The sequence below is a fragment of the Sphingomonas sp. GC_Shp_6 genome, from assembly GCF_026540835.1.
Lineage (GTDB): Bacteria > Pseudomonadota > Alphaproteobacteria > Sphingomonadales > Sphingomonadaceae > Sphingomonas.
The window spans coordinates 18,630-43,756 of the sequence record NZ_JALNUO010000008.1; the positions used below are offsets into that span (position 1 = coordinate 18,630).

23 protein-coding genes are annotated in these 25,127 nt (G+C 68.5%); 12 read left to right on the top strand and 11 right to left on the bottom strand.

Annotation, left to right across the window (positions count from 1 at the left end; all coding sequences use genetic code 11):
* Positions 1 to 19 precede the first annotated feature (19 nt).
* Together OXQ95_RS10845 and OXQ95_RS10850 are read right to left on the bottom strand one after the other, a co-directional pair.
* Positions 20 to 760 (bottom strand): 16S rRNA (uracil(1498)-N(3))-methyltransferase, encoded by a 741-nt coding sequence (locus tag OXQ95_RS10845; protein WP_242097808.1) that lies wholly within the window; start codon positions 758 to 760, stop codon positions 20 to 22.
* A gap of 49 nt (positions 761 to 809) precedes the next feature.
* A complete protein-coding gene (locus OXQ95_RS10850; RefSeq protein ID WP_267381572.1) occupies positions 810 to 986 on the bottom strand; it encodes a hypothetical protein in 177 nt (58 codons plus the stop codon).
* An 84-nt stretch (positions 987 to 1,070) separates the two neighbouring features.
* Between OXQ95_RS10850 and ubiA the strand changes: the two genes are divergently transcribed.
* Genes ubiA through OXQ95_RS10865 form a run of 3 tightly spaced genes read left to right on the top strand, consistent with a single transcriptional unit; the run spans position 1,071 to position 4,127 of the window.
* A complete protein-coding gene (gene ubiA / locus OXQ95_RS10855; RefSeq protein WP_242097806.1) occupies positions 1,071 to 1,979 on the top strand; it encodes a 4-hydroxybenzoate octaprenyltransferase in 909 nt (302 codons plus the stop codon).
* 32 nt (positions 1,980 to 2,011) lie between these two features.
* Positions 2,012 to 3,358 (top strand): TldD/PmbA family protein, encoded by a 1,347-nt coding sequence (locus OXQ95_RS10860; RefSeq protein ID WP_267381573.1) that lies wholly within the window; start codon positions 2,012 to 2,014, stop codon positions 3,356 to 3,358.
* Positions 3,351 to 4,127, top strand: coding sequence for a 3'(2'),5'-bisphosphate nucleotidase CysQ (locus OXQ95_RS10865; protein ID WP_242097804.1), 777 nt, complete (start codon positions 3,351 to 3,353; stop codon positions 4,125 to 4,127). The genes OXQ95_RS10860 and OXQ95_RS10865 overlap by 8 nt, the downstream gene beginning before the upstream one ends.
* A gap of 9 nt (positions 4,128 to 4,136) precedes the next feature.
* On the opposite strand, the gene OXQ95_RS10870 is transcribed toward OXQ95_RS10865, so the two are convergent.
* The 3 genes from OXQ95_RS10870 to OXQ95_RS10880 all read right to left on the bottom strand — a co-directional run bounded on the left by OXQ95_RS10870 (position 4,137) and on the right by OXQ95_RS10880 (position 6,346).
* Positions 4,137 to 4,301 carry a hypothetical protein gene (locus OXQ95_RS10870; RefSeq protein ID WP_267381574.1) on the bottom strand — a complete coding sequence of 55 codons (165 nt, stop codon included), beginning with the start codon at positions 4,299 to 4,301 and terminating at the stop codon, positions 4,137 to 4,139.
* Between the two features lie 116 nt (positions 4,302 to 4,417).
* A complete protein-coding gene (locus OXQ95_RS10875) occupies positions 4,418 to 5,122 on the bottom strand; it encodes a hypothetical protein (protein ID WP_267381658.1) in 705 nt (234 codons plus the stop codon).
* 12 nt (positions 5,123 to 5,134) lie between these two features.
* A complete protein-coding gene (locus OXQ95_RS10880) occupies positions 5,135 to 6,346 on the bottom strand; it encodes a toxic anion resistance protein (RefSeq protein WP_267381575.1) in 1,212 nt (403 codons plus the stop codon).
* A gap of 131 nt (positions 6,347 to 6,477) precedes the next feature.
* Between OXQ95_RS10880 and OXQ95_RS10885 the strand changes: the two genes are divergently transcribed.
* The 7 genes from OXQ95_RS10885 to OXQ95_RS10915 all read left to right on the top strand — a co-directional run bounded on the left by OXQ95_RS10885 (position 6,478) and on the right by OXQ95_RS10915 (position 10,462).
* A complete protein-coding gene (locus OXQ95_RS10885; RefSeq protein WP_267381576.1) occupies positions 6,478 to 6,756 on the top strand; it encodes a hypothetical protein in 279 nt (92 codons plus the stop codon).
* 3 nt (positions 6,757 to 6,759) lie between these two features.
* Positions 6,760 to 7,050: a type II toxin-antitoxin system RelE/ParE family toxin gene (locus tag OXQ95_RS10890; RefSeq protein ID WP_242097800.1), complete on the top strand. Its 291-nt coding sequence runs from the start codon at positions 6,760 to 6,762 to the stop codon at positions 7,048 to 7,050.
* A gap of 73 nt (positions 7,051 to 7,123) precedes the next feature.
* Positions 7,124 to 8,968, top strand: coding sequence for a translational GTPase TypA (typA, locus tag OXQ95_RS10895; RefSeq protein ID WP_242097799.1), 1,845 nt, complete (start codon positions 7,124 to 7,126; stop codon positions 8,966 to 8,968).
* A gap of 37 nt (positions 8,969 to 9,005) precedes the next feature.
* Positions 9,006 to 9,281, top strand: coding sequence for a type II toxin-antitoxin system Phd/YefM family antitoxin (locus tag OXQ95_RS10900; RefSeq protein ID WP_267381577.1), 276 nt, complete (start codon positions 9,006 to 9,008; stop codon positions 9,279 to 9,281).
* Positions 9,278 to 9,535, top strand: a complete 258-nt coding sequence (locus tag OXQ95_RS10905; RefSeq protein WP_267381578.1) for a Txe/YoeB family addiction module toxin — start codon at positions 9,278 to 9,280, stop codon at positions 9,533 to 9,535. Before OXQ95_RS10900 ends, OXQ95_RS10905 begins: the two co-directional genes overlap by 4 nt.
* Positions 9,536 to 9,684: 149 nt before the next feature.
* Entirely contained in the window at positions 9,685 to 10,077 is a 393-nt protein-coding gene (locus OXQ95_RS10910; RefSeq protein WP_242097796.1) for a hypothetical protein, read from the top strand.
* An 88-nt stretch (positions 10,078 to 10,165) separates the two neighbouring features.
* Positions 10,166 to 10,462 carry a DUF3297 family protein gene (locus OXQ95_RS10915; RefSeq protein ID WP_267381579.1) on the top strand — a complete coding sequence of 99 codons (297 nt, stop codon included), beginning with the start codon at positions 10,166 to 10,168 and terminating at the stop codon, positions 10,460 to 10,462.
* A 174-nt stretch (positions 10,463 to 10,636) separates the two neighbouring features.
* On the opposite strand, the gene OXQ95_RS10920 is transcribed toward OXQ95_RS10915, so the two are convergent.
* The 6 genes from OXQ95_RS10920 to ligA form a co-directional block, all read right to left on the bottom strand.
* Positions 10,637 to 12,505, bottom strand: a complete 1,869-nt coding sequence (locus OXQ95_RS10920; RefSeq protein WP_242097794.1) for an ABC-F family ATP-binding cassette domain-containing protein — start codon at positions 12,503 to 12,505, stop codon at positions 10,637 to 10,639.
* Between the two features lie 67 nt (positions 12,506 to 12,572).
* Positions 12,573 to 13,136, bottom strand: coding sequence for a dihydrofolate reductase family protein (locus OXQ95_RS10925; RefSeq protein WP_267381580.1), 564 nt, complete (start codon positions 13,134 to 13,136; stop codon positions 12,573 to 12,575).
* Positions 13,137 to 13,158: 22 nt separating this feature from the next.
* Positions 13,159 to 13,968, bottom strand: coding sequence for a LytTR family DNA-binding domain-containing protein (locus tag OXQ95_RS10930; protein ID WP_242097792.1), 810 nt, complete (start codon positions 13,966 to 13,968; stop codon positions 13,159 to 13,161).
* Positions 13,965 to 15,116 carry a sensor histidine kinase gene (locus OXQ95_RS10935; protein ID WP_242097791.1) on the bottom strand — a complete coding sequence of 384 codons (1,152 nt, stop codon included), beginning with the start codon at positions 15,114 to 15,116 and terminating at the stop codon, positions 13,965 to 13,967. The genes OXQ95_RS10930 and OXQ95_RS10935 overlap by 4 nt, the downstream gene beginning before the upstream one ends.
* 149 nt (positions 15,117 to 15,265) lie before the next feature.
* Positions 15,266 to 18,640, bottom strand: coding sequence for a carboxypeptidase regulatory-like domain-containing protein (locus OXQ95_RS10940; RefSeq protein ID WP_267381581.1), 3,375 nt, complete (start codon positions 18,638 to 18,640; stop codon positions 15,266 to 15,268).
* Between the two features lie 171 nt (positions 18,641 to 18,811).
* The gene (gene ligA, locus OXQ95_RS10945) at positions 18,812 to 20,938 is read right to left on the bottom strand and encodes an NAD-dependent DNA ligase LigA (protein ID WP_267381582.1); all 2,127 of its coding nucleotides are present in this window, start codon (positions 20,936 to 20,938) and stop codon (positions 18,812 to 18,814) included.
* Between the two features lie 98 nt (positions 20,939 to 21,036).
* Between ligA and OXQ95_RS10950 the strand changes: the two genes are divergently transcribed.
* Positions 21,037 to 22,035, top strand: coding sequence for an SDR family oxidoreductase (locus OXQ95_RS10950; RefSeq protein ID WP_276589043.1), 999 nt, complete (start codon positions 21,037 to 21,039; stop codon positions 22,033 to 22,035).
* A 631-nt stretch (positions 22,036 to 22,666) separates the two neighbouring features.
* Positions 22,667 to 25,123, top strand: coding sequence for an ATP-dependent helicase HrpB (hrpB, locus tag OXQ95_RS10955; RefSeq protein ID WP_267381583.1), 2,457 nt, complete (start codon positions 22,667 to 22,669; stop codon positions 25,121 to 25,123).
* Positions 25,124 to 25,127: the final 4 nt, after the last annotated feature.

Consider the following 25,127-nt stretch of genomic DNA (forward strand, 5'->3'; position numbering starts at 1 on the left):
GTGCGCACGATCGCGCACGCTACCAGTCGCCCGCCGCCGCCATCCACAGCGATACCGCCGCCGCAGCGGCGGTGTCGGCGCGCAGGATGCGGGGGCCGAGACCGATGCCGATCGCCGCGGGGCAGGCGCGGATCGCGGCGCGCTCGTCATCGTCGAAGCCGCCTTCGGGCCCGATCAGGATCGCCGCCGGGCCGGGGCGATCGCGCATTGCCGCCAGGGCGGGCAGGCCGCCGGTCTCGTCGGCGAAGAACAGCGCGCGTTCGGCGGGCCAGTCGCGGAGCAGCGCGCCCAGCTTCACCGGCTCGGCGCAGTCGGGCACCGCGGTGCGGCCGCATTGCTCGGCCGCCTCGATCATGTGCGCGCGCAGGCGTTCGGTGTTGGGCTTGTCGATCACGGTGCGGCGGGTGAGCGTGGGAACGAGCCGCGCGACGCCCAGTTCGCACGCCTTTTCCGCCAGCCAGTCGACGCGGCCCTTCTTCAGCGGCGCGGCGCACAGCCACAGATCGGGTACCGGCTCGCGCGGCCGCAACCGCTCGGTCACGTCGAGCACCAGATCGCGCCGGCCGACGCTCTGCGCGACGCCCAGCCATTCGCCGGTCTCGCCGTCGAACAGCTTGACCGGATCGCCCACCCGCATCCGCATCACGCCGGCGAGATAATGCGCGGCCGGCCCGTCGAGCGCGAGGGCCCCGAGCGACAGCGGCGAGGCGACGAAGAGCCGCGGCGTCGATCGCGGCGGCCAGGCGGGGGTGGCGGGCATGGCACCCCGTAACAAATCCGCCGGGCCACGGGGAGGGGGGCGGTGGCGGCTATTCCGGCTCGGCAGGAGGTTTGCGCCGTCGCCAGAGGCGGCGCACCAGCCAGACGACCAGCGCCAGCGCCACCAGCCCGGACAGCGCGACACCCGCGACGACGCCGGCGACGCGGAAGATCGCCCAGAACAACGCCTCCACGAAGCGGCCGACCGCGACCGACAGGCCGATCATCGAGGAGGCAAGGGCTGCGGCATCGTGCGCCGTACGTAACCATTCCGGGGTTGCGCGCCAAACGCCGTGTTCCTAACCGGCGGCATGGCCGAACAGATCGTTCCCGATAGCGAACATGGCGGATTGGTCGGGCGCCTGCCGCGACGGATGCGCGGCCTTGCGCTGCTGGCGCGGTTCGATCGGCCGATCGGATGGTGGCTGTTGTTCTGGCCGGGCGCCTGGGGCGTGGCGCTGGCGGGCGGCGCGGTGCGGCGCTGGGATCTGCTGCTCTGGCTGCTGATCGGCAGCATCGCGATGCGCGGGGCGGGGTGCGTCTATAACGACATCGTCGATCGCGATCTCGACGCGCAGGTGGCGCGCACCCGCGCCCGCCCGATCCCCAGCGGGCTGGTGTCGGTGCGGACGGCATGGGCGTGGCTCATTGCGCTGTGCCTCGTCGGGCTGATCGTGCTGGTGCAGCTTTCGCCCGTGGCGGCGGCGGTCGCGGTGGCGAGCCTCGCGCCGGTGGCGGCCTATCCCTTCATGAAGCGCATCACCTGGTGGCCGCAGGCATGGCTGGGCATCGTCTTTTCCTGGGCGCTGCCGGTGGGTTGGATCGCGATCCAGGGACGCGCCTCCTGGCCGATGGCGCTGCTCTACGCGGGGTCGATCGCCTGGGTGATCGGCTATGACACGATCTACGCGCTTCAGGACCGCGAGGACGATGCGTTGATCGGCGTGCGCTCGTCCGCGCTCGCGATGGGCGCGCATGTGCGGGAGGGCGTGGCCGGCTTCTATGCCGTGGCGATCCTGCTCTGGGCGGGAGCGTTCTGGCTGGTGCGGCCCGATATCCTGGCGCTCGCGGCGTTGCTCCCGGTCGCGCTCCATCTCGGCTGGCAGGCGGCGACGCTCGCGCCCGACGACGGCGCGGGCGCGCTCGCGCGGTTTCGCGCCAACCGCTTCGCCGGGCTGTTGATGTTCGCAGCCTGTCTGGTGGTGGGCACGGCGGGGTAGCGCGCCGCGCCCCGCGTCCCTAAGTCGTGCCCATGCTGACCCGAGAAGACGCGCGGACCCGCGCCCATGATATCGTCGCGCGCGCCACCGCCGCGGGCGCCGATGCCGCCGACGCCGTCTATGCCGCCGATGCCTCGCTCGACGTGTCGGTGCGGCTGGGCGCGCTGGAGGATGTCGGCCGGTCGGAAAGCGCGGAGATGGGGCTGCGCGTGTTCGTCGGCCACCGCACCGCGAGCGTCTCTACCTCCGATCTGTCGGACGATGCGCTCGACACGCTCGTCGCCCGCGCGATCGCCATGGCACGCGAGGCGCCCGAGGATCGCTGGGCGGGGCTGGCGCCGTCCGAGCGGCTGATGCACGGGGCCGCGCCGCTGCTCGATCTCGACGACGGCGGCACTGCCAGCCCGCAGGAGCTGCGCGACGTGGCGTTGGCGGCGGAGGATGCCGCGCGCGCCGTGCCGGGGGTTACGAACAGCGAGGGCGCGGGCGCGAGTGCGGCGCGCTCGGTCTGGGCGCTCGCCACCAGCCACGGCTTTGCGAACGCCTATGCCGCCACCGGCTATGGCATATCGGCGAGCGTGCTGGCGGGCGAGGGTGGCGCGATGCAGCGCGATTACGCGCATCACTCCGCGCGGCACCGCGCGCATCTCGACGCGCCCGAGGCGATCGGTGCGCGTGCGGGCGCGCAGGCCGTGGCCCGGCTGGATCCCGGCCGGCTACCGAGCGGCCCGATGACCGTCGTCTATGATCCGCGCGTCGGGGGTTCGCTGCTCGGGCATCTGATCGGTGCGATCGGCGGGCAGGCGATCACGCGCAAGACGAGCTTCCTGCTCGATGCGCTCGGCAGCCGCGTGTTCGCGGACGGCGTGTGCGTGCGCGACGATCCGCACCGCCCGCACGGGCTACGCTCGCGGCCGTTCGACGGCGAGGGGCTGCCGGTATCGCCGACGACGATCGTCGAGGACGGGATGCTGGAGACGTGGCTGCTCGATTCGGCATCGGCGCGGCAATTGGCGCTGGAGCCGACCGGCCATGCCGCGCGCGGCATCGGCGGCGGCCCGGGCATCTCCACCAGCAATCTGTATCTCGAAGCGGGCGCGATGCCGCCGGCGACGCTGATCGCGGACATCGCCGACGGCGTCTATGTCACCGAGCTGATCGGGATGGGCGTGAACGGCCTGACTGGCGATTACAGCCGGGGTGCGGCGGGCTTCCGGATCGTGGACGGTCAGATCGCCGCGCCCGTCGCCGAGTTCACCATCGCCGGCAACCTGAGAGACATGTTCCTGGCGCTCGTGCCGGCCAACGATCTGGTGTTTCGCTATGGCACCAACGTGCCGACCGTGCGGATCGAGGGGATGACCGTCGCGGGTGGCTGATCTCGCCGCCGCGGTCGCGCAGGTCGCGCGCGAGGCCGGCGCGCTGGCGCTCGCCCGCTGGCGCACCGATGTCGAGAGCTGGAGCAAGGCCGATGCGAGCCCCGCCTGCGAGATCGATCTGGCAGTGGACCGGATGCTGCGCGCGCGGCTCTCGGCGATCGCTCCCGATGCGGGCTGGCTGTCGGAGGAGACCGCCGACAGCGCCGATCGGCTGACCCGTTCGCGGGTGTGGGTGATCGATCCGATCGACGGAACGCGCGATTATCTTCGCGGGCGGCGGGGCTGGGCGGTGTCGATCGCGCTGGTCGAGGATGGCGAGCCGGTGCTGGGCGTGCTCGACGCGCCGGCGCGGGGCGAGCATTGGGTGGCGACGCGGGGCGGCGGCGCGACCCGCAACGGTACGGCGCTGCATGCGAGCGCGCGCCGCGGCCTGGCGGGCGCGCGCGTTCCGGCCGATGCGTTGCCGCGGATCGATCGCGATTTCGTGGCGGTCGACAAGCCCAACGGCATCGCGCTCCGGATCGCCATGGTCGCGGCGGATGAGGCCGATCTGGTCGCGACGCTGCGCTGGGGTCATGAGTGGGACGTCGCCGCCGCGGTGCTGATCGCGGGCGAAGCGGGCGCGGGGGTCAGCGATGCGCTGGGGGCGCCCTTGCGCTTCAACCGGCCCGATCCGCGCGCCTTCGGCGTGATCGCCGCCGCGCCGGGGATCCACGCCGCCGCCGTGACGCGGATCGCGGATCGTGCGCGTCAGGTGCTGGACGGCTGATCGGCGGCTTCAGCCGCGATCGGAGACCGCCGCGCCGAGCACCCGCTGCGCGTTATCGAGGCACTCGCACAGCAAAGCGGCCAGCAGCGTCTGGGACAGGCCGTCGGCAATCGCCAACGCCGCATTCAGATGATCGACAAGGTCGCGCATGGCGATGATCTGCTCCGGATCCAAGGGCCCTCTCGCATGGTTCGTCCGGTACGAACATGGCGGTGCTTCACGGACTTGGCAATCGCGCGTCGCGGACGCCCGGCTTTTTTGCGATCCGGCCATGACCGGCGAGCCGCGTCCTAGGGCGTAGGCGCCGCGCCGTCGTCGCCGTAGCGCGTCTCCAGATAGCGCCGCCGGGTGGCGAGGCCGTCGAGATCGTCCTGCGCCAGCCACGCGGTCATGTCCGCGATCTCGCGCTCGATCAGCCGCAGCCCGTCGACGAGCTCGGCATCGGGCGTCTTGCCGTTACGCGGGGTCTGGCGAAGCGCGCCCGGCACGCGGTTGTAATCGGCAACGAAGGCGGGGAGCTGCTCGCCGATCAGCCGGCGCACCTCGAGCCCCGCCTCGGTTTCGCCGTCGAGCCGGCCGAGCTGCGGCGACAGCGTGTCGAGCCGGGCGCCGATCTGATCCACCAGCGTGCGGGCGGGGGCGGGCAGCATCGGCCGCTGAGCGCCGAGCCAGCGCTCGGTCTGCGCCGGCAGCGCCTTCAGGTCTACCGTGCGCAGCTTCTCGGGCGGCGGCGCGCGGCCTTCGGCAGGCACGAGCGCGAACAGGAGCGTGGCTGCGACGAGCAGCGCCATCACCAGCACGGCGCCCATGATCCCCAGCGGCGCGACGATGCTGCCGAACAGCACGGCGGCGATCAGGATCGCGGCATCGGCCATGGCGATTCGCGTCAGCCGGCGTCCGATCGCCTGAGTCGTGCGCCGCCGCGCGGGCGCATCGCGATACCCGTCCGAAATGCGCGCCATCGTCGCGCGCGCTCGCTCGATCTGCTCGTCCACCTGGCTCAAGGCCTACATCGCCTCCAGCTTGAAGGGGCTGGCCGCCGGTCCCGAAAGGCTGCCCTGCGCGGCGCCCTCGGCCCGCGCGACATAGCCGCGCGACTTTTCCACTTCGTTGCCCAGCGTGTTGACCGTCGTCTTCATCGAATCGAGCGCCTTCAGCTTGAACGTGTCGATCGCGTCCATCGTGTCGTAGATGTTCTGGAACGCGCGCTGCAGCGTCTCGATCGGGATGGTGGAGGCGGCGGCCTGTTCGTGGATCGCGGCGGTGTTGGATTTCAGCAGCTTGCCCGTCGAATCGATGATGTTCGCGGTGGTTGTGTTCAGTTGCGTGATCTGTTCGAGCACCAGCTTCTGGTTGGTGAGCGCCTGCGCCACCGTGACCGCGGTGCGCAGCGCCGAGACGGTGGTGGTGCTCGCCCGGTCCACGCCCTTCACCAGCTCGACATTGTTCTTCTTGACGAGATCGAGCGCAAGATAGCCCTGCACGGTGACGGCCATCTGCGTCAGCAGGTCCTGGCTGCGCTGGCGGGTGTAGAACAGCGCCGTCTCGCGGATCGCCTTGGCCTTGGCGGGGTCGGTCGCGTCGAGTTCGTTCGCCTTGTCCTCCAGCTTGGCATCCATCGCCTTGGACAGATGGATCATTTGCTCCAGCCGGCCCATCGCGGCCCACAGGTTCGCGCGTTCGGTGTCGATCGCGGCATTGTCCATCAGCAACTCGTCCTTGCCCGAAGCCAGGCTCTTCAGGATCGCGGCGATGTGCGTCTGCGAGGATTTGTAGGTGTCGAAATAGGTGTTCAGCTTGCTGCCGAACGGGATGATGCCCAGGATCTTGCGCGGCCCCGACAGCGCGCCCTTGCGGCCGGGATCGAGTTCCTCGATCACCCGGCGCAGCTGCGCCAGATCGGCGCCGACGCCGCTTTCCTTGTCCATCGCGCGGATCGGGCGATCGAGGAAGCGGTTGGACTGGCCCGCCGCGTCGCGGATCTCCTTCTGTCCCATCGCGGCGATCGCATCGACGCGCTTGCCGAATTCGGGCGAGTTCACGTCCTGTGCGACCAGATCGGTGACGAACCCGTCGACGCGCTCGTCCAGCTTCGACTTCACGCCGGCATCGACCGGCACCAGCCCGGCGGCGCTCGTCGACTGCACGACGGGCACGGGATCGGGCGGGGTCAGCACCAGCGCGGGTGCTTCGGTCAGCGTTTCGGCCGTCGTCGCCATCGTCGTCGCTCCATGTTCGTCCACGAGTCTGGCGATGAAAGCCGCCGCCCACAAGTGTGTTGTTACGATAATACGCTTGTCCAGTGGCGGCAATGGTATATATCCGCGATAGCTATCAAGGAGCCCGTGCGGTGAACGACACGGCCAAGATCTTCTGGACCGGCCGCAGCCAGGCCGTCCGCCTACCCAAGGCGTATCGATTTCTGGCCGACGAGGTGCGGATCTATCGCCGCGCCGACGGCGCGGTCGTGCTCGAACCGATCGGTTCCGACGAGCCGGTTCACGCCCCCGCCGATGCCGCCGCCCACAGGATCGAACGCCTGCGCGAGGCGATCACCGAAGGGCTGGACAGCGGGCCGGCGGCGGACTGGGACGTGAACGAAATCAAGGCGGCCGCGCGCTCGGCCTGATCGGTGCGCGCCGTTCGGTCTCCGCTCGCGCGTTCGGACGCGATCGGCATCTGGCGCTATGTCGCGACCGACAGCGAAGCGTTCGCGGACGCATTGCTCGAGCGGATCGATGCCAAACTCCGGCTCTTGGCCGCCAATCCGCGGCTCGGCCGCGAACGGCCCGAGCTTGGCAACGGGCTGCGCAGCTTTACGGTCGGCAACTACGTGCTTTACTACCGGCCGATCGATGGAGGGATGGAGCTGGTGCGGCTCCTGCACGGTGCGCGCGACGTCGCGGATATCCCCATCGCATAAGCCACCCTTCCCGCAACGCACCATTTGCGCTATGGGCGCGCGCAACGCTCCTTCACGATAATCAGGAATTTTCATGAGCCTCCGCAATGTGGCCATCATCGCGCACGTCGATCACGGCAAGACCACGCTCGTCGATCAGCTCTTCCGCCAGTCCGGCACGTTCCGCGACAACCAGCGCGTCGAAGAGCGCGCGATGGATTCGAACGATCTCGAAAAGGAGCGCGGGATCACCATTCTCGCAAAGCCCACGTCGGTCGATTGGACGCCGCCGGGCGCCAGCGAAAGCATCCGCATCAACATCGTCGACACGCCCGGCCACGCCGATTTCGGCGGCGAGGTGGAACGTATCCTCAGCATGGTCGACGGCGTCGTCCTGCTGGTCGATTCGTCGGAAGGCGCGATGCCGCAGACCAAGTTCGTCACCGGCAAGGCGCTGGCGCTGGGCCTGAAGCCGATCGTCGTCGTCAACAAGGTCGACCGCCCTGATGCGCGCATCCAGGAGGTGCTCGACGAGGTGTTCGACCTGTTCGTGTCGCTCGACGCGAACGACGAGCAGCTCGATTTCCCCGTGCTCTACGCCTCGGGCCGCAACGGCTATGCCTCGACCGACATGGACGCGCGCGAGGGCACGCTGATCCCGATGTTCGAGACGATCGTCAGCCATGTGCCCGCACCCGCGGTGGAAGTGGAGGACGTGCCGTTCACCTTCCTCGTCACGCTGCTCGATCGCGATCCGTTCCTTGGCCGCATCCTGACGGGCCGCGTCAATTCAGGCTCGGTCAAGCTCAACCAGGCGATCCACGCGCTCGATAACGACGGCAAGATCGTCGAGACGGGCCGCGCGTCGAAGATCCTTTCGTTCCACGGCCTCGACCGCGTGCCGGTCGAGGAGGCCAAGGCGGGCGACATCATCAGCCTCGCCGGGCTGTCGATCGCCACCGTGGCCAACACGATCGCCGACATCACCGTCACCGAGCCGCTGCACGCGCAGCCGATCGATCCCCCCACGCTGTCGATGCGCTTTGCGGTCAACGATTCGCCGATGGCCGGCCGCGAAGGCAGCAAGGTGACGAGCCGCATGATCCGCGACCGGCTGTTCCGCGAAGCCGAATCGAACGTTGCCGTGAAGGTGACCGAAGCCGCCGATCGCGACAGCTACGAAGTCGCCGGCCGCGGCGAGCTGCAGCTGGGCGTGCTGATCGAGACGATGCGCCGCGAGGGCTTCGAACTCGGCATCAGCCGCCCGCGCGTGCTGTTCGCCCAGGACGAGAACGGCAACAAGACCGAGCCTTACGAAACCGTCATCATCGACGTGGACGACGAATATTCGGGCACGGTCGTCGAGAAGATGAACCTGCGCAAGGCCGAGATGACCGACATGCGCCCCTCCACGGGCGGCAAGACGCGCATCACCTTCAGCGCGCCCAGCCGCGGGATGATCGGCTATCACGGCGAATTCCTGTCCGATACGCGCGGCACCGGCATCATGAACCGGCTGTTCGAGAAATATGGCCCCCACAAGGGCAAGATCGAGGGCCGCAAGAACGGCGTGCTGATCTCGAACGGTGCGGGTGAGGCGAACAGCTATGCGCTCGGTCCGCTCGAGGAGCGCGGCATCCTGTTCGTCGGCCATGGCGAAGCGCTGTACGAGGGCATGATCGTCGGCGAGAACGCCAAGCCCGACGATCTCGAAGTCAACCCGATGAAGACCAAGGCGCTGACCAACTTCCGCGCGAGCGGCGGCAAGGACGACCAGGTCCGCCTGACCCCGCCCAAGCGCGCCACGCTGGAGCAGGCGATCGCCTATATCGACGACGACGAGATGGTCGAGGTGACGCCCAAGTCGATCCGGCTGCGCAAGAGCCACCTGGACGCCAACGAGCGCAAGAAGGCCAGCCGCGCCAAGGTCACCGCCTGACATTGTCTCCGGATCATGCGTACGTTATGACGTACGCATGATCCATGTCGGCTATACCGATCTGCGCAAGCGCCTGGCCCATTACATGGACCGCGCGAACGACGATCGTGACGCGATCCTCATCACACGACAGGGCAGCGAGCCCGTCGTGATGCTCGCACAGCGCGAATATGATGCGATGCTGGAGACGCTGTACCTCCGCTCCAGCCCGGCAAATGCCGAACGGCTCGATGGGGTCGTCGCCGAACTGGATCGCGGCGGAGGGTTGGCGGTCGTGTGGGACGAGCGGGCGCAATCCTACAAGCGCGCATGAAGCTGGTTTTCGCGTCGCGGGGATGGGCGGATTACCTGCATTGGCAGGCCAATGATCCGCCCATCCATGATCGGCTGAACGCGCTGATTGCCGACATGATGCGATCGCCGTTCTGCGGCATCGGCAAACCCGAGCCGCTTCGCGAAAAGCTGAACGGATGGTGGTCGCGCCGCATCACCGAGGAGCATCGCCTCGTCTACCGGGTGACAGGCGGGGGCGACGATCGGCAGATCGAGATCGCGCAATGCCGCTAACACCACACGCGCTGATCGGTACCTAAACCTCATCTTAACGGCGCATTCCGCTTCGGTTCAGAGCGACTCGGCTATCTCCTGAAACACGGTCGCACTTGGTGCGTTGAAACGAACATGCGGACCGGGCGTGTCGCTACAGGAGGTTTCAGATGAACGCGTTTCTGAAGAAGGCAGGATTGGGCATCGCGCTGGCCGCGACCGCCCTCACGGCAACCGCGCCGGCCGAGGCACAGCGCTGGGGCGGTTATCGCGGCGGATACCATGGTGGCTATCATCGCGGCGGGATCGGTGCCGGCGGTGCGGCGGTGCTCGGCGGCATTCTCGGCCTGGGTGTCGGTGCGGCGATCGCAAGCGACCATAATCGCGGATACTATGGTGGCGGCTATTATGGCGGTGGCTATTATGATGCGCCCCCGCCCCCGCCACGGGCCTATTACAACGGCTATGAGGGCTATAACGGCTATTACGCCCCGCATTGCTGGCGCCAGTGGCGTTGGGACCCCTATTACGGCCGCAACGTGCCGGTTCGGGTCTGCAACTGACCCAGGGTCTGACGAAGGCGGCGCGGGGAGCGATCCCCGCGCCGCTTTTTTGTGGCGTGCGGGCGATGTTGGCGGCTAAGCGCGCGGCATGACCGATACGCCCTCCACCGACACGCCCCCCGATCGCCTGTCGATCAATCCGCGCAGCCCGCATTTCGACCAGCCGCTGCTCGAACGCGGCATCGGCATCCGCTTTAAGGGGCAGGAGCGCCACAACGTCGAGGAATATTCCATCTCCGAGGGCTGGATCCGCGTCGCGCTCGGCAAGAAGGTCGATCGCCACGGCAATCCGCTGACACTGAAGCTGTCCGGCGAGGTCGAGGCCTGGTTCGAACGGGCCGCCGCCGGCGGCACGGGCCCGCAGGACGTGATCGACGAGGCCTGACCGCTCCCGCGCGGGCGGCGGGTAGCTGGAGTTGGCTGGCGGTGCCTTGATCCGTTCGCCCCGAATATGTCGACGTGCCTGTTCAGGATGCGACGGCACGACCCCGGAGCGCGTGCTTCGACAGGCTCAGCACGAACGGATCTGGTGATCCGGTCAATCTGATGCCGGCCCGCTCTACGCCGCCACGCCCTCCAGCTTCTCGCTCGCCTCCAGCCATTTGGCCTCGCTCGCTTCCAGCTTGGCATTCACCTCGGCGCGGCGTTGGCCGAGTTCGCCCATCGACAGCCGCGCGAACCGCGGCTCGGCGGTCGCCGGATCGAACATCGCCCGGTCGATCGCGTTGCGCTCCTTGGTGAATTTGGCGGTCTGCTCCTCCAGTTCGCGCACCGTCTTGCGCAGCGCCGCATCCTTCTCGCGGCTGGCGGCGGCGGCCTTCTTGTCGGCCTTGCGGCTTTCCTTCGACGCCGCGTCGCCCTTGGCCGAATCGCCCTTCAGCACCAGCGCGATATAATCGTCCAGGCTGCCCTCATATTCGCGCGCCGTGCCGTCATCGACCAGCACGAGCCGGTCGGCGGTCAGCTCCAGCATGTGGCGATCGTGGCTGACGAGCACGACGGCGCCCGAATAGGCGTTGAGCGCCTGCACCAGCGCCTCGCGCGCATCGACGTCGAGGTGGTTGGTCGGCTCGTCGAGGATCAGCAGGTGTGGCGCGTCGCGGGTGATGAGCGCGAGTGCCAGCCGCGCGCGCTCGCCGCCCGACAGCTTGCCCACCTTGGTCGTGGCCTTGTCGCCCGAAAAGCCGAACCGCCCCAATTGCCCGCGCACCGCGGCGGGCGTGGCGCCCTTCATCAGATGCGCCATATGCTCGATCGGCGTGTCCGTCGGGTCGAGCTCCTCGACCTGATACTGGGTGAAATAGCCGACCTTCATCTTGTTGGTCGATGCCATCTGGCCGTCCATCGGCGCGAGCTGCGCCGCCAGCAGCCGCGCGAGCGTCGTCTTGCCGTTGCCGTTGCGGCCCAGCAGCGCGATCCGGTCGTCCGGATCGAGCCGCAGGTTCAGCCGCTTGAGGATCGGCACGTCCGCATAGCCCACGCTCGCCATGTCGAGCGTGATGAGCGGCGGGCGCAGCTCGGTCGGGTTGGGAAAGCCGAACGAGAGGGTAGGATCGTTATAGCTTTCCGCGATCGGCTGCATCTTGGCGAGCATCTTCTGCCGGCTCTGCGCCTGTTTCGCGGTCGAGGCGCGAGCGCTGTTCTTGGCGATATACTCCTGCAGCTTCTCGCGCTGCACCGCCTGATTGGCACGCGCGGCCTCGATCTGCGCCAGACGCTCCGCCCGCTGCCGCTCGAACGCGTCATAGCCGCCGGGATAGAGCGTGATCTTGCCGCCCTGCAGGTGGAGAATGTGATCGACCACGTTGTTCAGGAAATCGCGCTCGTGGCTGACCACCACGATCGTCGCCTTGTAGCCTTTCAGGAAATCCTCGAGCCACATCACCGCCTCGAGATCGAGATGGTTCGACGGCTCGTCGAGCAGCAGCAGGTCGGGCTGTGAGAACAGCAGCGCGGCCAGCGCCACGCGCATCTTCCACCCGCCCGAAAAGCTGTCGAGCGGCCGCGCCTGCATCTCTTCGTCGAAGCCCAGGCCCAGCAGGATCTGCGCCGCCCGCGCGGGCGCGGTATAGGCGTCGATCGCGATCAGCCGCTCGTACACGTCGCCCAGCCGGTCGGGATCCTCGCTCGTCTCGCTTTCCAGCATCAGTGCGGCGCGCTCGATATCGGCGGCCAGCACGGTCTCGAACGGCGTCGCCTGGCCGTGCGGGGCCTCCTGCGCGATATAGCCGATCTTGGCGCCGCGCGGCATGTCCGCCGAGCCGTCGTCGGGTTCGAGCTGGCCGGCGATCACGCGCACCATCGTCGACTTGCCGGCGCCGTTGCGGCCGATCAGCCCGACGCGGCTGCCCGGCGGCAGCGATGCGGTGGCGCCGTCGAGGATGACGCGCCCGCCCAGGCGCACCGTGATGTTGTTCAGGTTCAGCATGGCCGCTCGTTAGCAGATGCAGCATCGTTCGGCGAGAGGAGGCGAGCGCCGGATTCCGGCGGCGCGATCACGCCCGATAGATATGCGCCACCGCACCGCCCGGAAAGGCCCGGGCCTGGATCAGGGTGAGCGGCAGCGGTGCGGCCAGATCGGCGAAGACCGACAGGCCCCGGCCCAGCGCCACCGGGATCACCATCAGCACCAGCCGATCGACCAGCCCCGCCGCCACCAGGCCGCGCGCGAAGCGCACGCCGCCATGCGCGATGATCGGCTTGCCGCCCTCCGCCTTCAGCGCGGCGATCTCCTCGCCCAGGTCGCCGCTCGCCACATAGGCGTCGCCCCAGCCGCCGGCGGTGCCGGGGGCGGGCAGCACCGCCGCCCCGTGCTGCGTGAACACCGCCTTGGGCACCGCGTTCATCGGCGCCGCGAACGGATCGGTGGAGCCGGGCCAGTGCGATGCCATCTCCGCAAAGGTGCGGCTGCCCATGATGTGCAGCCCGCCCTCCCACAGATGCGCGATCGACCAGGCCTTCGCCTCGGGATCGCCGCCGAACATCCAGCGGTTGTCGCCCTCCGGGTCGCTCACGAAGCCGTCGAGCGACATCGACATCTTCAGGATCAGGTCGCGCATGCCATTCTCCCGATGCCGCCGGTCAGTGGACGAAGCGCGCCACCACGTCGCGATAGCTGCGCGACACCTTCACGCTGGCGCCCGAATTGAGCACCAAGAAGCATTCGCCATTGGTGTGCGGCTTCACCTGCTTGACCAAATCGAGATTGACGATCGTCGAACGGTGGATGCGCTGGAAGCGGCGCGGGTCGAGCCGCTTTTCCAGATCCTTCATCGTCTCGCGCAGGATCAGCGTGTTGTCGCCGGTATAGATGCACATGTAATCGCCCGCCGCGTCGATCCGCTCGATCGTGTCGACGTCGACGCGGAAGATCTGGCCGCGATCCTTGATGTTGATGAGCCGTTCGAAGCGGTTCGCCGCGGGCTCGCCGCCACCGCCCGCGCCATCGGCGATGTCGGCTGCGGCATCGGGCGCCACATCGGCCAGCACCTCGCGCAATTTGTCCGCATCCTCGACGCCGCGCTTTTCGGACATCCGCTGCCGCACCCGTTCGATCGTGTCGGCCAGTCGCGATTCGTCCACCGGCTTCATCAGATAGTCGAGCGCATCCGCCTCGAAGGCCTTCAGCGCATGATCGCCATATGCCGTCACGAAGACGAAGAGCGGCGGCTCCACCTCCATCAGCCCCTGCACCACCGAGAAGCCGTCAAAGCCCGGCATCTGGATGTCGAGAAAGACGAGATCGGGCTTGTGCGTCTTGATGCTGCGGATCGCCTCGCGGCCGTTCTGGCATTTGTCGATGATCTCGACATCGTCGAAGGCCGCCAGGCGCAGTTCTAGGCCCTGGATGGCGAGCGGTTCGTCGTCGACGAGGATGGTGCGGATGGTCATGCATTCTCTCTATTCGGTTCACCCAGCTGGTAGGGGATCTCGATCTCCACCCCGAACCCGCCCGCGGGCATCGCACGGATCTCGAAACGGTGATCGGGTCCGTACGCCTGCGCCAGCCTCTCCCGTATATTGGCAATGCCGACGCCGGTTGAAAGGCTCGGACTTTGCCGCGCGCCGTTCAAGCCCGGCCCGGTATCGGATACGCCGATCTGCACGCGTTCCCCGTTCAACTGAACGGCGACGCGGATCTCGGCGCCGTCCTCCTGCGGCGTGACCGCATATTTGATCGCATTCTCGACCAGCGGCTGGAGCAGCAGCGAGGGCAGGCGCGCGCGCTCGGCGGCCGGATCGATCTCGAATTTGGGGCGCAGCCGCTCCTCGAAGCGCATCTTCTCGATCTCGAGATAGAGCTTCAGCGTCTCCATCTCCTGCGCAATCGTGACATGCGCGGTCGGCTCGTTGGCCAGCGTATAGCGCAGGAACGACGACAGCCGGCTGAGCATCGCATTGGCGCGCTCGGTCTGTTTCAGCAGCACCAGCGTCGAGATCGAGTTCAGCGTGTTGAACAGGAAATGCGGGTTGAGCTGGTAGCGCAGCATCGCGAGCTGCGCGGACGAGGCCTGCACCTCCAGATGCTGCATCTGGTCGATCTGCGATTCGACGATCAGATAGAAATTGATCGCGAAATAGAGCGCGGACCAGCCGGCGAGCACGGTGAAGGCGACATAGGTGGAGCCGAGCAGCCGGGTGAGCGTGATCCCGGGCACGTTCGTCTGGAACGAGAAGGCATAGGCGTCGAGCACCGCATACAGCCCCACTGCGGCGGCGAGCGTGACGACCGTCAGCGCGATTCCCGGCAGCCGCGCGAGCTGGCGATAATAGCCATAGAGCGTCGAGAGCAGCAGCGTGATGCAATAGCCGACGATCGCCTCGATGATGATCGGGACGATCGCCTCCAGCGTCAGCCCGTTCGACACCGACGCGACCCCGCGCAGCACGAGATAGCCCGACCACCCCGCCGCCTGCAGCGTCCAGAAGGCGCGGCTCTTGTTCTCGAAGAACGGCCGCGCGACGGGCAGGGGGGTAGCATAGGGTGTGCGTCCGGGCGTGGACGGGCTTGGCGTAGAGGCGAGGGAAGGAGCCGACATCGCATCGGTTCCTACACGCCGCGGCGTTCGTGCGCAAAGCGGCGGCGCGCGTAGTGGCGGGATGGAGCGTTCGCGCGGCCGAAGAACGCGAAAGGCCGCCGTTCCGGTGTGGAACGGCGGCCCCTCGGACCCGATCGGGCGGCGTCGGCTTAGAAGCTGAAGCGCGCGCCGAGACGGATCGCGTAGAGCGACTGGCGGGCATAGACCGACAGCGCCGGCGCCTGGAAGCTGCCGTCCGCATTGGTGACGGCCGGCGTGTAGCGATACTGCGCGCAGGTCTGCGCGGTCGTCGTCACCTGCTGTGCCGTGGTGGCGGCGACGCCGGTGGCGACCGGCGCCGTCAGGCACTGCACGCGGACCGGCGCCACGTTGTAGTTGAAGACATATTCCGAGATCTGGCCCCATTTGCGGTTGAGCAGATTGGTGAAGTTCTCGATGTCCGCGAACACGGTGATGCGCGACTTGCCGACGAACGTGGGCAGTTCCTGCGACAGATGCAGATCCAGCTTGGTGAACCATGGCGAGTGGAACACGTTACGCTGGCTCACCTGACCCTGATATTGGCCCAGGCCCACCGCCTGGAAATACTGCTCGATCTGCTGCTGATGCGCCACGGTATCGTAAGACACCTTGGAGTCTCCGCCGAAGGTCGGCACGTACATCAGATAGCGCGAACCACTGCCGATCGTCCCGAAGATCGGGCTGCGGCCCGTCGAGGGATCGAGGAAGGTGTAGCTGTACGGATGGCCGATGCGCGTCTCGCCGAACAGCGAGAGGGTCGTCTTGTAGTCGCGGAAGAAGGCGTGATCGTAAGTGACGCCGTACTTGTAGAAGTATTTCACCTGATCGTTCGAGATGCCGTAGGCGACATTGTTCGGATCGACGAACGCGCCGTTAGCATAGTTCGAGCTGGCCGTGGACGATGTCGCCGGCGCCTGGTCCTTCACGTCCTGATAGGTGAAGCTGCCGAACAGCGAGAGGCCGAAGTCCCAAGCCGCATCGAACCGCGCCACGCCGATATAGCTGCGGCCCTTGGACGTGTTGGTCAGGAAGATGTCCGAGTTGGTGTCGGCGAAGCTCGTCACGCCCGTATAACGCTGGCGGCCGTCCGGGGTAAGCGCACCGGCAACCGGCGTCGAACGGATGTCGGTGAAATAGACCTGGTTGCGCACCTTTGAGTAGAAGCCGTCGGCGCCGACCGTCCACTGGCCACCCAGCAGATCGAGCTTGTAGTCGGCCGACAGCGTGGCGCGGAACTGCGACGGGATCTTGAAGTTGCGCGCCAGCGCGTTGGTCACGGCCGTCGACGAAACGGTCGCGCTGTTGAGATAGGTGTTCACCGCACCCGGGATGCTGGTGCCGGTCACGTTCTGCAGCGCTGCGACGCCCGTTCCCTGCGTATCGACGCCGGTATAGACGCCGTTGTTCTGCTGACGGATCGTAACCGTGTTGGTCAGGATGCCCGTGTTCGAGAAGCTGTTCGAGACATAGACGTCCGGCGTGCCGCCGGCGATGATTCCGCCGCTGCCGCGGATGCTCAGGTTCTTGACCGGCTTGTAGTCGAAGCCACCGCGCGGCTGGAACAGGCCCAGGCCGTTGATGAACTGCGTGTTGGGCCCGATGATCGTGTTCTGGCCCATCACGACCGCGCCATTGGCATAGCGGTTGGTGAAGCTCGGGCTGAATGCCGGCGCCGCGTGGCCGCCATACAGGTCGTAGCGCGCGCCATAGGACACGTTGAGCGTGTCGCTGATCCGCCAGTTGTCCTGCACGCCGAACGTGTAGGACTGATAGCCGAAGCGCGCCGCGGCGTTGACCGGATTATCCGAAGGCACCGCGTTCGAATAGGTCAGCGATTGCGCGTTGCCCGCCTGGAAATCGGCGATCGAGTCAAAATAGTAATTGCCCGCGCTGTTCTGGACGAACGCGTTGTAGATCTGCGTATCCTGGATTTGCGTAAAGACGCGCAGATCATGGCCGTTCATCGTCAGGCGAGCCTGAGCGAGGCCGCCCCAGGTGTGCGAGTTGAGCTGGTTGGTCTGACGCGAGTTGTCGGGGCCGATCGAGATCACGCCATTGCCGCTGGCGCAGCTCGTTGCTGCCGTCGTGCTCGTGCCACCGGTCGCGGCGCGATCGGACGTGGCCGCATCGCAGATGCGGAACTGGGCGAAATTGTTGCCGAGCAGTGGCTGCGCGAGGCGGACATAATTCTTGTAGAAACCGCGCAGCTCGGTCGAGAAACTGTCCGTCCAGTCGGAGTTCAACTGGCCGACGACGGTGTAGAGGCGGTTGCCCGAGATATAGGCGTTCGACGACAGGCCCAGCCCCGGCGTGCCGGTGACGAACGTGTTCGAGCTGTTGATGTTGATCTGGTCCTTCGCATACGTCCCGGTCAGCGCGAAACGCTGGCGATCGGTGATGTTCCAGTCGAGCTTGCCGACGATGCGGTCGTCCTTGTCGCCCGAATCGGTCAGCACGCCGCCGGCATTGTAGCCATATTTGGACTGTGCGATTGCCACGACCTGATCGACCTGGGCCTGGCTGATGTTCGGAATGATCGTGCCGGCATTGTTGGTCGCCGTGCCCTCCACGAGCGGGAAGGCGCCGCGGATGCGCTCGCCCGAAACCATGAAGAACAATTTGTCCTTGATGATCGGGCCCGACAGTTCCGCGCCGTAATTGTCCTGGCCGTATTTGGGCAGGTTGATCCGCAGGTCGCCGGTGCGATCGCCGCTCAGGCCGTCGGTCTGGCGCGAATAGAAGCCGGTGCCCTGGAAGTTGTTGGTGCCCGAACGCAGGACGAGATTGACGAGGCCGCCCTGAAAGTTGCCGTCGCGCACGTCGGTGGTGGCGACCTTCGCCTGGAACTGGCCGATCGCATCGAGCGGGATCGGCGAACGCCGGCTCGGCAGGCCATCGGTGTTGAGGCCGAAATTGTCGGTGATCGGCACGCCGTCCACCGTGAAGCTGTTGTAGCGCGCGTTCTGGCCGGCGAACGACACGGCGCGGCCGCCGGTGGGGGTATCGTCGAGCCGGGCGAACGGATCGCGGCGCTCGAGATCGCGGACGTCGCGGTTGATCGTGGCGACCTGGGCGATCTGCGCCGAGGTCAGCACGGTCACCGGGCCCTGCGAGTTCGAACCGGCCTTGCCGATCGAAGCGGCCGTGACGACGATGTCCGGGCCGCCCGCGCCTGCACCGCCGAGGTCGATCGGCAGGTCATAGGTTTGCGTCGTCACGGTCTGGATGTCGGTGACGGTGGTGTTGCCCTGCGGGCTGGTCACTTCGACCGTGTAGGGGCCGCCGGGACGCAGGCCGTTCAGGTTGAACGCGCCGTCCGCATCGGTGGTCGCGGTCGAGCGCGTGCCCGAGGGCACGTTGGTCGCGACGACCGACGCACCGGCAACGGGCGCGCCCGCATTGGTGACGGAACCGCGGATGGAGGAGGTCGTCTCCTGCGCCATCACGCCGGCCGGTGCGACGAGCGCGACGAGAGCCACACCCATGAAAAGGTTGTTACGCATCGAAAATTCCCCCTGGAGCGTCCACGCTCGAGCCCTGCGGCATCTCCGCCGATGCCGTCCCCTGCACGGCGGATATTTCGGTTCCGTGACACATGCCACCCGAGTTTTGCGCAGGTGAAATTCCGGTCATGCTGCGTTGCAAAAAGGCAACGGAAATGAACCGATCCGGGGCTAGCCGCCAGCGACGATCGCGGCCCAGTCCGCCTCGCTGATGACGGCGATGCCCAACCCCGCGGCCTTGGTCAGCTTGGATCCGGCGCCCGGCCCGGCGATCACCAGATCGGTCTTGGCCGATACCGACCCCGCCACGCGCGCGCCGAGCGATTCGGCCTGCGCCTTGGCCTCGTCGCGCGACAGCGTCTCGAGCGATCCGGTGAACACCAGCGTCTTGCCCGACACCTGGGACGCGCGCGTTTCGTGCACCACGTCGAGCGGCGCCACCTCGCGCAGCAGATCGAACACCACGCGGCGGTTGTGCGGCTCGGCGGCGAAGGCGATCAGCGCGCCCGCCACCTCGGGCCCGATCCCTGCCGTCTCGATCGCCGCCACCAGCAGCCGGTCGCGCCGCAGGACGAACTTGCGCTCGCTCTCGCCGATCGCCGGCTTCGTCGCGCCATAGAGCCGCACCGCATGGCGCAGCACCGCGCCCAGCGCGCGCACCGAGACGTAGCGGCGCGCCAGATCGCGCGCGGTGATCTCGCCGACATGGCGGATGCCGAGCGCGAAGAGGAAGCGGTCGAGCGGGACGCGCCTTTTGTCCTCGATCGCGGCGAGCAGCTTATCGACCGACACATCGGCCAGCCGCTCGCGCGCGATCAGCGTGTCGCGGTGGTCCTTCAGGCGGAAGATGTCGGCGGGCGACGCGATCAGCCCGTCGTTGAAGAACTCCTCGATCCGCTTCAGCCCCAGCCCACCGATGTCGAACGCGTGGCGCGAGACGAAATGGATCAGCCGCTCGACGCGCTGCGCCGGGCAGATCAGCCCGCCCGTGCAGCGATAGACCACCTCGCCTTCGCCGCGTTCGGCGGCGGACCCGCATTCGGGGCAGGTCTGCGGGAATATCCACGGCGCACGCTCCGCCTCGGGCGTGAGATTTTCGACGATCTGCGGGATCACGTCGCCCGCGCGCTGCACCAGGACGCGGTCGCCCGGGCGCACCCCCAGCCGCGCGATCTCGTCGGCATTGTGGAGCGTGGCGTTGGTCACGACCACGCCGCCCACCGTAACGGGCTCGAGCCGCGCGACCGGTGTCAGCGCGCCGGTGCGGCCCACCTGGATGTCGATCCCGCGCAGCGTCGTCTGCGCACGCTCGGCGGGGAATTTGTGTGCGATCGCCCAGCGCGGCGCGCGCGCCACCTGGCCGAGCCGCGCCTGCCAGTCGAGCCGGTCGACCTTGTACACGACGCCGTCGATATCATAGGCCATGTCCGCCCGCGCCGCTTCGATCGCGCGATACACCGCGAGCGCACCCGCGGCATCGTCCACCCGCGCGAACCCCGCCGCGATCGGAAAGCCCCAGTGGCGCAGCAGCGCCACCAGCCCGGCCTGCGTCTCCGCCGGCACCGCGCTCGCCTCGCCCCAGCCATGCGCGAGGAAGCGCAAGGGCCGACTGGCCGTCACCCCCGCATCCTTCTGCCGCAGCGACCCGGCGGCGGCGTTGCGCGGGTTGGCGAACTGGCGCGCCTTGTCGGGATCCTCCGCCTCGGCGAGCAGCCGCGCGTTGAGCGCGGCGAAATCCGCCTTCGCCATATACACCTCGCCGCGCACCTCGAAGATCGCCGGCGCGCCGTCGGGCAGCGCCGCGGGGATGTCGGGGATCGTCCGCACGTTGGCGGTCACGTCCTCGCCCACCTGGCCGTCGCCGCGGGTCAGCGCCTGCACCAGCACGCCCGCCTCGTAGCGCAGCGAGCAGGACAGGCCGTCGATCTTGGGCTCGGCGGTCAGCGCGACGGGCTCGCCCTCGTCGAGCTTCAGGAAACGGCGCACGCGGCCTACGAATTCGGCCACCTCCTCGTCCGAAAAGGCGTTGTCGAGGCTGGTCATCGGCCGGGCATGCGCCACCTTGGCCAGATGGCCGCCCGGCGCTGCGCCCACCTTGGCGGAGGGCGAATCGGCGCGGACGAGATGCGGGAACGCCGTCTCGATCGCCGCATTCTCGCGCACCAGCGCGTCATAGGCGGCGTCGGTGATCTCGGGCGCATCCTCGCCGTGATAGCGCGCATCGTGATGCGCGATCTCGCCCGCGAGCGCTTCGAGGCGGGTGGCGGCTTCAGCCTCGGTGGCGGGGATCGGCGTCATCGGCGCAGGGTTAGGGGAGGGGGCGTGGCCTCTGCAAGCGCGACGGACCCTTTTGCGTGCCCATGCGATTCTCGCCCCGTCTTTCCAAGGAATTAGCCATGACCGATTCGACCAGCCGACGCGATGTGATGAAGGGTGCAGCGGTCGCCGGCCTCGCCACCGCCGCGATCGGGATCGCCGCACCCGCCGACGCCGCTGGGGCAGGGGCGGGGGCGATGCCGCTGACCGATCCGCACGAACTCTACGCCAAGCCCCCGTTCCAGATGCAGTCGCAGCCCTGGCCCGGCCTGCAGAGCAAGATGACTCCCGTCCCCGATTGCGGCGAAAAGAGCTACAAGGGCTCGGGTCGTCTCGCCGGGCGCAAGGCGCTCATCACCGGCGGCGATTCGGGCATGGGCCGCGCCGCCGCCATCGCCTATGCCCGCGAGGGCGCCGACGTCGCGATCAACTATTACCCGACCGAAGAGCCCGATGCGCAGGACGTCGCCAAACTGATCCGCGCAGCGGGGCGCAAATGCGTGCTGCTGCCGGGCGACATCCGCGACGAGGCGTTCTGCACGGCGCTGCCGGGGCGTGCGGCGCAGCAGCTCGGCGGGCTCGACATCCTGGTCAGCAACGCCGCGTATCAGCAGGCCAAGGAGTCGATCCTCGATATCAGCTCGGCGCAGTTCGAACAGACGATGAAGACCAACGTCTATGCGATGTTCTGGATCGTGAAGGCGGCGGTGCCGCTGTTGAAGCCGGGTTCGGCGATCGTGTGCACCACCTCGGTCAACGCGTTCAGCCCAGGCAAGGACATCCTCGATTACGCGATGACGAAGGGTGCGATCCTGATCTTCATCAAGGGCACCGCCAAGCAGCTCGCCACCAAGGGTATCCGCGTCAACGGCGTGGCGCCCGGCCCGGTGTGGACGCCGCTCCAGGTGGCCGGCGGACAGACGGCGGAAGGGCTGGAGAAGTTCGGCTCGGACACCCCCTATGGCCGCCCCGGCGAACCCGCCGAACTGGCCGGCCTGTACGTGACGCTGGCGGAGGCGGGCAACAGCTATACCAGCGGCAGCATCATCGGCGCGAACGGCGGCAGCGGCGTTTCGTGAATGCGGGGGGCAGGGAGCGGGACGACGTCAGTCCGATCCAGTCTCCAGATCCATTCGTGCTGGGCTTGTCGAAGCACGCTCTCCACGGCCGAGCCTAAGCCTGCAGAACGGGCCCTTCGACAAGCTCAGGGCGAACGGAATAAGATAAGGTCTTAAGCGGCAAAGCTTGATGGTCGAACAGGCGTGCGTGTTCATGGCATCGCCCTCACCTATTCCCTCCGCGCCTCCGCACCTCCGCGTGAACCCATTCTGCGGTCCGGACCGGTCCGCGCGGAGGCGCCGAGAGGCGCCGAGAGGCGGGCTTGGAGCCGGCGGCGTCGTGTCTCCTGCCTCGGGTCGATGGTGCGCGTGGAGGGGCGTCGCCCCGAGCAGGCCATCTTTGCGTCTTGGCGTCTTCGCGCGGACCGGATGCCGCAGGCGGAGCGATGCTGGTAACGAAGAGGGGGCCTCCGAAATCCGCCGCTCTCCGGCAAGACCGAACCCACGCCCTGTCCTACGTCGCCATTTCGTGGCACCCGATCCCCATGCCCCCCGCGCCTGCCCCCTCCGGACTTTACCCGCAAACGCCCGAACACCGTCTCTCCACTTCACCCGTGAAGCACCTCCACTTCCTCCACTTCACCCCCCGATCATGACCACGCTGCCGATCGAATCGGTCCTGCCGGACCTGCTCGCGACGCTCAGCCGCACGCCCAACGCCGTGCTCGTCGCCCCGCCCGGCGCGGGCAAGACGACGGCGGTGGCGCCCGCGTTGCTGGGGCAGGCCTGGTGCACCGGCGAGATCCTCCTGCTTTCCCCGCGCCGCCTCGCCGCGCGGGCGGCGGCCGAGCGGATGGCGGCCAATGCGGGCGAAGCGGTGGGGCGGACGTTCGGCTACGCCACCCGGCTCGACAGCAAGCGTTCCGCCGCGACGCGAGTCACCGTCGTCACCGAGGGTATCTTCGTCGCGCGCATCCAGGCCGATCCCGAGCTCGCGGGCGTGTCCGCGGTGCTGTTCGACGAGGTGCACGAGCGCAGCCTCGACGGCGATTTCGGCCTCGCGCTCGCGCTCGACGCGCAGGCAGGGTTGCGGCCCGAACTGCGGCTGCTCGCCATGTCCGCCACGCTCGACGGCGCGCGCTTCGCCGCGCTGATGGGCGGCGGCGAAGAGGCGCCGGTGATCGAGAGCGAGGGCCGCAGCCACGCGCTGGCGCTGCGCCATATCGGCCGCACCGCCGATCAGATCGAGGATGCGGTGGCGTCGGCGATCCGGCTGGCGCTGGGCGAGGCGGAGGGCGGGGTGCTCGCCTTTCTGCCCGGCGTGGCGGAGATCGAGCGCGTCGCCGAGCGGCTGGAGGCGCTGCCCGATAGGATCGCGCTCCACCGGCTGCACGGCACGCTGGACCCGGCCGAGCAGCGCGCCGCGATCCTTCCCGCGTCGGACGGCCGGCGCAAGGTGGTGCTGGCGACGAGCATCGCCGAGACCAGCCTGACGCTCGACGGCATTCGCATCGTGGTCGATTCGGGCCTTGCCCGGCGTCCGCGCTACGATCGCGCGGCGGGGATGACGCGGCTCGTGACCGAACGTGCGAGCCAGGCGGCGGTGGTGCAGCGCGCGGGCCGTGCGGCGCGGCAGGGGCCGGGCGTCGCGTATCGCCTGTGGGAAGAGGCGGCGACGGCTGGGCTGCCGCGGTTCGATCCGCCCGAGATCCTGGAGGCGGACCTGTCGGCGCTGACGCTCGACTGCGCGATCTGGGGGGTAGGGAGCCCGCGCGACCTGCGCTGGATCGATCCGCCGCCCGATGCAGCGCTGGCCGAGGCGCGAACGCGGCTGGAGGCGCTTGAGGCACTGGACGGCGATGGCCGGCCGACGCCGCATGGCCGCCGGATCGCGACGCTGCCGATGCCGCCGCGGCTGGCGCATATGCTGGTGCGCGCGGCCGAAATCGGGCTGGCGGGCATCGCGGCGGAGATCGCGGTGCTGCTCGGCGAACGCGGGCTTGGCGGCAACGACCCCGATCTGGAGACGCGGCTGCGCCGCTGGCGCAGCGAGCGCGGCCTCAAGGCGCAGGCAGCGCGCAAGCTTGCAGAACGCTGGGCGGCGCTCGTTCGCAGTGGCGGCGCGGACGAGGGTCATGCGGCGGGGTTGCCCATCTGCATTGCGCTCGCCTTTCCCGATCGGGTCGCGCGCCGCCGCGACGCGCGTGGGGAGGCGTGGGCGTCGGCCGGCGGGCGGGGCTTCCGGCTCGATCCGACATCGCCGCTCGCGCGCGCCGAATGGCTCGCGGTGGCGGAGACGCAGGGGTCGGCGGCCGGCGCGCGAATCCTCGCCGCGGCCGCCACCGATCTCGCCACGATCGAATCGCTGTTCGCCGACCGGATCGCGACTCGACGGACGGTCGTCTTCGATCCCGATACCGGCGGCGTGCGGGTGCTGCGCGAACGGACGCTCGGCACGCTGCGCCTGTCGAGCGGCACCGATGCGAACGCCGATCCGGCGGCGATCGCGGCGGCGCTGCTCGGCGGGGTGCGCACGCATGGCCTGGCGCTGCTGCCGTGGAGCGCGGCGGCGCTGGCGCTGCGCCAGCGTGCGGCGTTCGCCGGCGTCGGGCTGGACGATGCGGCGCTGATCGACCGCGCCGACGAATGGCTGGCGCCGTTGCTGGCGGGCCGGCGGCGGCTCGATGCGGTGCCCGGCGCGGCGCTGGCGGATGCGCTGCGCGATCTGATCGGGTGGGACGGCATGCGCACGATCGATTCGCTCGCCCCGGCCAGCTTCACCAGCCCCGCGGGCAGCACGCACGCGATCGACTATGCCGCGGAGGGCGGGCCGCGCGTCGAACTGCGCGTGCAGGCGCTGTTCGGGCTGGCGGTGCACCCGACGATCGGCACCGCGCGCCTGCCGCTGGTGCTGAGCCTTACTTCACCCGCGGGACGGCCGATCCAGACGACGCGCGACCTGCCGGGCTTCTGGGCGGGAAGCTGGGCGGCGGTGGCCAAGGACATGCGCGGCCGCTATCCGCGCCATCCCTGGCCCGACGATCCCGCCGCCGCCGACCCGACGCTGCGCACGAAAAATGCGGATGCGCGCCGCCGTGGTTCTGGGTAAGGAG

What these genes read in the sequence shown, in the direction of transcription:
- typA (WP_242097799.1), top strand. Translation starts at nt 7,124, where the DNA reads ATGAGCCTCCGCAATGTGGCCATCATCGCGCACGTCGATCACGGCAAG.
- OXQ95_RS10925 (WP_267381580.1), bottom strand. Translation starts at nt 13,136, where the DNA reads ATGCGCGACCTGATCCTGAAGATGTCGATGTCGCTCGACGGCTTCGTG.
- OXQ95_RS10935 (WP_242097791.1), bottom strand. Translation starts at nt 15,116, where the DNA reads ATGTCGGCTCCTTCCCTCGCCTCTACGCCAAGCCCGTCCACGCCCGGA.
- OXQ95_RS10915 (WP_267381579.1), top strand. Translation starts at nt 10,166, where the DNA reads ATGACCGATACGCCCTCCACCGACACGCCCCCCGATCGCCTGTCGATC.
- OXQ95_RS10920 (WP_242097794.1), bottom strand. Translation starts at nt 12,505, where the DNA reads ATGCTGAACCTGAACAACATCACGGTGCGCCTGGGCGGGCGCGTCATC.
- OXQ95_RS10905 (WP_267381578.1), top strand. Translation starts at nt 9,278, where the DNA reads ATGAAGCTGGTTTTCGCGTCGCGGGGATGGGCGGATTACCTGCATTGG.
- OXQ95_RS10860 (WP_267381573.1), top strand. Translation starts at nt 2,012, where the DNA reads ATGCTGACCCGAGAAGACGCGCGGACCCGCGCCCATGATATCGTCGCG.
- OXQ95_RS10850 (WP_267381572.1), bottom strand. Translation starts at nt 986, where the DNA reads ATGATCGGCCTGTCGGTCGCGGTCGGCCGCTTCGTGGAGGCGTTGTTC.
- OXQ95_RS10940 (WP_267381581.1), bottom strand. Translation starts at nt 18,640, where the DNA reads ATGCGTAACAACCTTTTCATGGGTGTGGCTCTCGTCGCGCTCGTCGCA.
- hrpB (WP_267381583.1), top strand. Translation starts at nt 22,667, where the DNA reads ATGACCACGCTGCCGATCGAATCGGTCCTGCCGGACCTGCTCGCGACG.
- OXQ95_RS10930 (WP_242097792.1), bottom strand. Translation starts at nt 13,968, where the DNA reads ATGACCATCCGCACCATCCTCGTCGACGACGAACCGCTCGCCATCCAG.
- OXQ95_RS10845 (WP_242097808.1), bottom strand. Translation starts at nt 760, where the DNA reads ATGCCCGCCACCCCCGCCTGGCCGCCGCGATCGACGCCGCGGCTCTTC.
- ubiA (WP_242097806.1), top strand. Translation starts at nt 1,071, where the DNA reads ATGGCCGAACAGATCGTTCCCGATAGCGAACATGGCGGATTGGTCGGG.
- OXQ95_RS10910 (WP_242097796.1), top strand. Translation starts at nt 9,685, where the DNA reads ATGAACGCGTTTCTGAAGAAGGCAGGATTGGGCATCGCGCTGGCCGCG.
- OXQ95_RS10880 (WP_267381575.1), bottom strand. Translation starts at nt 6,346, where the DNA reads ATGGCGACGACGGCCGAAACGCTGACCGAAGCACCCGCGCTGGTGCTG.
- OXQ95_RS10950 (WP_276589043.1), top strand. Translation starts at nt 21,037, where the DNA reads ATGACCGATTCGACCAGCCGACGCGATGTGATGAAGGGTGCAGCGGTC.
- OXQ95_RS10900 (WP_267381577.1), top strand. Translation starts at nt 9,006, where the DNA reads ATGATCCATGTCGGCTATACCGATCTGCGCAAGCGCCTGGCCCATTAC.
- ligA (WP_267381582.1), bottom strand. Translation starts at nt 20,938, where the DNA reads ATGACGCCGATCCCCGCCACCGAGGCTGAAGCCGCCACCCGCCTCGAA.